At 56.6% G+C, this 6,556-nt stretch carries 8 protein-coding genes; 1 reads left to right on the plus strand and 7 read right to left on the minus strand.

Translation table 11 applies throughout. The features are described from left to right. Positions 1–145: 145 nt before the first annotated feature. The 6 genes from ispF to cmk all read right to left on the minus strand — a co-directional run bounded on the left by ispF (position 146) and on the right by cmk (position 5,382). Complete coding sequence (gene ispF / locus OCV64_RS07845; protein ID WP_262669809.1) at positions 146–619, minus strand: 2-C-methyl-D-erythritol 2,4-cyclodiphosphate synthase; 474 nt, start codon at positions 617–619, stop codon at positions 146–148. Between the two features lie 2 nt (positions 620–621). Next, the gene (gene ispD / locus OCV64_RS07850) at positions 622–1,359 is read right to left on the minus strand and encodes a 2-C-methyl-D-erythritol 4-phosphate cytidylyltransferase (protein ID WP_262669760.1); all 738 of its coding nucleotides are present in this window, start codon (positions 1,357–1,359) and stop codon (positions 622–624) included. Between the two features lie 85 nt (positions 1,360–1,444). Beyond that, positions 1,445–1,921 carry a CarD family transcriptional regulator gene (locus OCV64_RS07855; protein ID WP_147572256.1) on the minus strand — a complete coding sequence of 159 codons (477 nt, stop codon included), beginning with the start codon at positions 1,919–1,921 and terminating at the stop codon, positions 1,445–1,447. 178 nt (positions 1,922–2,099) lie between these two features. Then, entirely contained in the window at positions 2,100–4,061 is a 1,962-nt protein-coding gene (locus OCV64_RS07860; RefSeq protein ID WP_262669761.1) for a bifunctional 4-hydroxy-3-methylbut-2-enyl diphosphate reductase/30S ribosomal protein S1, read from the minus strand. Continuing rightward, entirely contained in the window at positions 4,058–4,708 is a 651-nt protein-coding gene (locus OCV64_RS07865) for a lysophospholipid acyltransferase family protein (protein WP_240287764.1), read from the minus strand. Before OCV64_RS07865 ends, OCV64_RS07860 begins: the two co-directional genes overlap by 4 nt. After that, a complete protein-coding gene (gene cmk, locus OCV64_RS07870) occupies positions 4,705–5,382 on the minus strand; it encodes a (d)CMP kinase (RefSeq protein WP_147572254.1) in 678 nt (225 codons plus the stop codon). The genes OCV64_RS07865 and cmk overlap by 4 nt, the downstream gene beginning before the upstream one ends. Before the next feature lie 120 nt (positions 5,383–5,502). Between cmk and OCV64_RS07875 the strand changes: the two genes are divergently transcribed. After that, positions 5,503–5,946, plus strand: a complete 444-nt coding sequence (locus OCV64_RS07875; RefSeq protein ID WP_240287766.1) for a GyrI-like domain-containing protein — start codon at positions 5,503–5,505, stop codon at positions 5,944–5,946. On the opposite strand, the gene OCV64_RS07880 is transcribed toward OCV64_RS07875, so the two are convergent. Beyond that, positions 5,930–6,556, minus strand: a 627-nt coding sequence (locus OCV64_RS07880; RefSeq protein ID WP_262669762.1) for an aminoacetone oxidase family FAD-binding enzyme, incomplete at its 5' end; no start/stop codon positions are given. The two genes, OCV64_RS07875 and OCV64_RS07880, sit on opposite strands and share 17 nt — an antisense overlap.

Genomic DNA, 6,556 nt, shown 5'->3' on the forward strand with positions numbered 1-6,556 from the left:
TTTTTCAGGCGGTGACACCGCAGACTTGCTTTCTCTTTACAATGGTCAAACAGCCCATATCTCCATTTTCGCCATTCGCCAGGCGAAAATGGCCCCCCCTGATACTTGCCGGAGTCGAACTATTTGCAGCGTTCGTGCTTGCCGTTCAATCTTTCCAAATCAGCACTACTGCGTGCGCCGCCATCCCCTCACCGGAGCCAGTAAAGCCGAGGCCTTCTTCCGTGGTAGCCTTTAGATTGACCTGCTCCGGGGACACTCCCATAGCTCTGGCCAGCCGCTCCCGCATCTGCGGAATATGGGATGCCAGCTTAGGCCGTTGAGCCAGGATGGTGGCGTCGATATTCCCCACCTTCCAGCCCCGGTGGTCCAGCAGGGCGATCACTCTCTCCAGCAGTTTTATGCTGTCCGCCCCGGCGTAGGCGGAGTCTGTATCGGGAAAATGTGTGCCGATGTCCCCAAGTCCTGCCGCTCCCAGAAGCGCGTCCATCACCGCGTGGGTCAGTACGTCCGCGTCTGAGTGGCCCAGCAATCCCTTTTCCCAGGATATCTCTACCCCGCCCAGGATGAGCCTGCGCCCCTCTACCAGCCGGTGGACATCGTATCCGTGCCCGACCCGCATCTTCATAGCTCTCCCCTCACTCTCGCTTCCAGGATAGCCTCCCCCAATATTAGGTCAAAGGGGGTGGTGATCTTAATATTTTCCTTGCTTCCAGTGGTCAGGGACACCTTCATCCCCAGCCGCTCTACCGCCCCACATTCGTCTGTCAGGCTTTCCCCGTCAACCACCGCCTTCTCCACCGCGGCCCGGATCAGCCCGGCTTCAAAGACTTGGGGCGTCTGAACCGTCCAAAGCTCTGAACGGTCTACGGTTTCCTCTATCAGTCCCTCTCTAGCTCTCTTTACTGTATCTGTGACCGGTATAGCGGGGGCGGCTGCTCCCGTTTCCGCCGCCCGCTCCACCACCTCCTCCAGCACCTGCTGGGGGGCCAGTGGGCGGGCGCCGTCGTGGATTGCGATAAGGTCCGCATCCGGACGCACCTCCCTGAGCCCAGCCAGCACGGAGTCGGTCCTCTCTCTGCCCCCTACCACCACTTTGGACACTTTATCCAGTTGGAAGTCTTTGCAGATCCGGCTGACTTCAACCAGCAGGTCCTCTCTCGTGACCACCACAATCTCATCAAACCGGGGGCAGTCCTGAAAGGAATAGATCGTGTGCACCAGGACGGGCAGTTCCCCCAAAGGCGCCAATACCTTGTCTATCCCCTCCATCCTACGGGCGGAGCCCGCCGCCACAATCACAGCGGAACAGATCGGGGGAGGGGCCTTTTTCTTCGCTAATTTTCGCAATACTTCCAGCATCTTAGGGACCTCCTACACAAAAAAGGAGCCGGTGGGCTCCTTTTCAGGTCAGCTTTTATCAATCACTATGTCTGGGCAGGACAAACTATGCCAGCGCCGTATCCAACTGCTCCTCCACTGTCTCGTAGCTTAGACTCTTGGAGAGCACGATCTCGGAGATCAGCATCTGCCGAGCCGAGTGAAGCATTTTCCGCTCCCCAGTGGACAGCCCCCTCGAGTGGTCCCTGGCCGTGAGCCCCTTGATGACCCAAGCGACCTGAAAGAGATCACCGCTTTTCAGGCGCTCCATATTCTCTCGGTAACGGCGGTTCCAATTTGAGGTCATCTCCGCCTGGATGGAAGGAATCGCCGCCATAACCTGATCGGCCTGATTCGCGTCCACTACTGGTCGGACGCCGATATCCTCGCTATGTTCTGTGGGGATCATAACCACCATGGACCGATTGGGGAGCTTCATCATGTAATAATCTCGCTCTACACCGTCAATTTTTCTCTGGACGATACTCTCTAAAACGCCTGCTCCGTACATTGGGTGGACGACTTTATCCCCAATCTGGTACAACTTTTACACCTCCATACCGATCATGACCCCGTCCTTGCCTCTATTTTCACACTAATTATAGCAATTTAAACGGCTTTACGCAAGCAAAACCCCTAATGATTTTAAAATTTTGTCATTTTTTACATCATATAGGAAACGGCCCTTGGTCAAAAAGACCAGGGCCGTTTTTAAATCAAAATTACTCCTCGGTTTCGGCAGGAGCTTCCTCGGCGCTATCTTCCTCCACAGCGGGCTCCAGCAGGGCACGGATGGAGAGGGAGATCTTCTTGTTCTCCATGTCCACATCGGTGATCTTCACGTCCACCTTATCGCCCTCAGCCAGTACGTCGCCGGGCTTCTCGATGCGGTGGTCTGCGATCTGGGAGATGTGGATCAGTCCGTCCACACCGGGAACTACCTCGGCAAAGGCACCGAAGGTCATCAGCTTGACGATGCGCACATTAGCGGTGTCCCCCACCTGGTAGGTAGAAGTAAATACGGTCCAGGGATCCTGGCTGTGGTCCTTCATGCCCAAGGAGATCTTCTTCTTCTCCTTGTCGGCGGAGATGACGTACACCTCTACGGTATCGCCCACCTTTACTACCTCAGAGGGGTGCTTAATGCGGCTCCAAGACAGCTCGGAGATGTGGACCATGCCGTCCACGCCGCCAATATCTACAAAGGCGCCGTAGGAAGTCAGGGACTTCACCGTGCCGGTATAGCGCTTGCCGTCCTCGATCTCGGCCCACACCTTCTCCGCGGCGGCAGCCCGCTCGGCGCGCTGCACCTTGCTGATGGAGCCCACTACACGGCGGCGGGCCCGGTTGACCTCTGTAATGACCAGACGGACCTTGTGCTTCAGCAGTTCAGCCATGGGAGTCTCCCGCGGCAGGCCCGTCTGGGAGGCGGGCACAAAGACGCGGATGCCCTTGACGGAAACAACCACACCGCCCTTGTTGTCCTCAGTCACAAAGCCCTCAACCACTGTCTCGTTCTCGCTGGCGGCCTCGATCTCCTCCCAGCCCTTGACCATATCCAGGCGCTTCTTGGACAGCTTGACCTGGCAGTCCCGGTCGCTGACCTGCATCACATAGGCTTCGATTTCGTCGCCTACCTTCACCAGGTCCTCAGGCTTGACGGTGGGGTCGTCGCTCAACTCAGCCAAGGGGATATAGCCGGGGTACTTAAAACCCAAGTCGACTTGGATCTCAGTGGGGGTAATAGAATCCACTATGCCCGTGACCTTATCTCCATTATTTATAGGCTTGATCGACTCCTCCAGCATCTCCGCAAAGGATTGCTCGATCTCCATGATTTCTTCGCTCATTTTGTCATAGACCTCCTTTATTATCCACGCGGGCGTGGACGCGCCCGCCGTGATGCCGACCATATCCGCCTGGGGCGGCCCGGTAAGATCCAGCTCCTCCGCGCTCTCAATCAGCTGAACGCAGGGACAAACCTCCCGGCAAAGCTCCGCAAGCCGCTTCGTATTGGAGCTTTGACTGTCGCCTATGACCACCATCATGCTGCATTTTTCAGCCAGCTGACGGGCCTCTTCCTGGCGTTTGGACGTCGCTCCACATATTGTATCAAAAAATTCTGCGTTTGTACACTCTTTTTTTGCTTTTTTCACGCAGTCGTCCCAAATTTTCCTGGTAGATGTGGTCTGCGATACCAAAGTGATAGGCAGGTTTCGCCGGTCCGGAGCCTCTAACAGCCATTTTTCCAATGCCTCTGCCCCCGATACCACAACTGGTTCTCGACACCAGCCAGCGATAGCCGTCACTTCCGGATGGTCAGGAGTCCCTACGATTACGGGCCTTCTCCCTTGCTCCTCCGCCTGGCGCACGATCTCATGGATTCGGGTCACATTGGGGCAGGTGGCATCCAAGATCTGGGCGCCCCGACTCTCCAGCGTTTTGTAAACCGCGCGGCTCTCGCCGTGGGAGCGGATAATGACCGACGCGCCATCCGGCACCTCCTCCGGTGTTTTCACCGAACGAAGGCCCTGCTCCGCCAACCGGCCGATCACCGCCTGGTTATGGATAATGGAGCCCAGCATAACGCAGGGCGTGCCCTGTGCGGCAGCCTGCTCCGCAAGCTCCACGGCCCGCCGTACACCATAGCAGAAGCCAGCACTCCTGGCCAATTCCAGCTTCATCCGATCCCCTCCCCCAGGGCCTGCACCCGGTTCATCACTTCCTGGGCAATCGACTGGAGCTCCTCCGCCGTAGGTTTACGGCCCTCATACTTGGGATAATAGGGCTGTCCGATGACCACAGTATTCGGTCGGAACAGCCGCTTCTTCCGCTGTATGTACACCGGCAGCAGGGGGACACCGGCTCGGGTTGCGAAGAGGGCGGCACCCGTCTTGACCGACACGTTTTCCCCTTCGTGAACTCTGGTCCCTTCCGGGAACATCAGCAGCTTATCCCCGCCCTTTAAGAATTTCAAGGCTGTCTTCACTGCCTTCATATCATTGTTTCCCCGGTCCACCCCAAAGACACCGGCCTTGGACAATATCCAGCCGACAAATGGGACACGCATGATCTGTATCTTGGCCATGGCCCGCATGGGACATTTATGTCCAAAAGCAAAGACGACATAAAAAGGGTCCCCCGCGGTGGTATGATTGGGACAGATGACTGCCGGGCCCTTCGGAATATTCTCCCGTCCAACCGCCCGGATTGGGCGGAAGAGGTTAAAGAAGGGCCAGATGACAGCGTATAAAAAGGAAAAGTATCTGTCTAGGCTTTTGCGCTGGAGCTCATTCTTTTCCTGGGGTTCTTTCACCGATTCTTCGCTCACAGATGAATCTTCTCCTTTATCAAGGAAAGCATGGCCGCCAAACTCTCCTCTAAATTCAGCCGGGTGGTGTCCAGAAGGACTGCGTCCTCCGCCTGGCGCAGCGGTGCAATCGGGCGATTCCGGTCCTGTTCATCCCGCTGGACAATATCTCGCAGGACAGTTTCAAAATCAGTCTTTTGCCCCCGCCCTTCCAGCTCCAAGAGACGGCGGCGGGCACGGGACTCCGGTGCCGCAGTGAGAAATATTTTCACATCTGCCTGAGGCAGCACGACGGTTCCGATATCCCGGCCGTCCATGACCACATTGTGCTCACGGGCCTGAGTGCGCTGAAATTCCAACAGGAAGTCCCGCACTGCCGGGATAGCGGATACCTTAGAAGCCAGTCCGGAGATCTGATGTTCCCGGATCGCTTTGGACACATCCTCGCCCTCCAGAAACATCCGCTGCTCCCCGTCTGGGCCATAGTCCATAGAAATATCCAGCCCATTCAGCAGGGGGATCACCTGGCTCTCTTCGGTCGGATCCGCACCCGCCCGGAGGACCTTCAGGGCCACCGTGCGGTAGATGGCCCCGGTATCTACATATAAAAAGCCCAGCTCCCTGGCCGTCTTTCGGGCCAGGGTGCTCTTACCGGCCCCGGCGGGGCCGTCGATAGCAATGCTGACACACTTCATACAACCGCTCCAAACACTTCTGTAGTTTCCATAGAACAAATTAAAAAAGTTCTTGAAATTCCTTTTAATTCGGGATACTATACCTAAATCACCGTAATTTTATTGCAATATGGAGGTCCTATGATACAGGAGAGATTTGAGAACATTACCCTGGCATATCAAAGGAGCATCGGCCCATACGGCCAGCACAACCGGCATTTTATGGAGAACTTTAAGCAAACCTTAGACCGGGAGCAGCTATTGGACGCCCAGTCTGTTATTTTTGGCATCGCCCTGGACGATCCCGCCCGTGTGGCGGCAGAAAAGCTCCGATATGATCTGGGTCTGGTCCTCCGCCGGGGACAGTCCACCAGTCTGGAAACAAGGACCTTGGAGGACGGCCTCTATGTCGTCTTTGAAGTGCCCCACACAGAGGCCGACATTCTCTCCTTCTGGAAAGACCTGCCTGTCCTGACCCAGGGCCTGCCGGCCGACTGGAGGCGCCCCATCATCGAGCGGTACGCCGCCCCGATGATCGCCCGGCACCTGTGCGAGATGTGCGTCCCCCTTATCCGGCCCCTATAAACTCCACTGCCCCTTTCCCCGCCGCTCGGCCGGTAGCCCATGCGATCTGGAGGTTGAAGCCGCCGGTATAGGCGTCCACATCCAGCAGCTCCCCGGCAAAAAACAGGCCAGGCACCTTTTTGGACTGCATGGTCTTTGGGTCTACTTCGCCCACCTTGATACCGCCGGAAGTGATGATGGCCTCCTCAATAGGCCGTGGTCCGGACACGGGTACTGTAAAATGTTTCAGCGCTTCCAACAGGCGGCGGCGCTCCTCACGGGTCACATTGTGGGCCTTTTTGTCCCCTGGGATGCCGGCACGCGCCAGCAGGACAGGAATCATCGCCTTTGGGACCAGGCTACCTAATAAATTGCCCATATCTCTGTTGGCGTTTTCCCCCAGCTCCCGCAGCAGGCGGGCATCCAAAACGGACTCGTCCAGTGCTGGCTTTAAGTCGATGGAGCAGACATACTTAACTCTCTCAAAATCCCGCATATGAGCACTGGCTGACAGCACCAGCGGACCGGACAGGCCAAAGTGGGTGAACAAAAGCTCACCCTGCTCACGGTATACTATCTTACCCTTTTGTCCCCGGACCGTCAACTGAACATTTTTTAGAGTCAGTCCCTG

The sequence above is a fragment of the Muriventricola aceti genome (assembly GCF_025567565.1).
GTDB lineage: Bacteria > Bacillota > Clostridia > Oscillospirales > Oscillospiraceae > Lawsonibacter > Lawsonibacter aceti.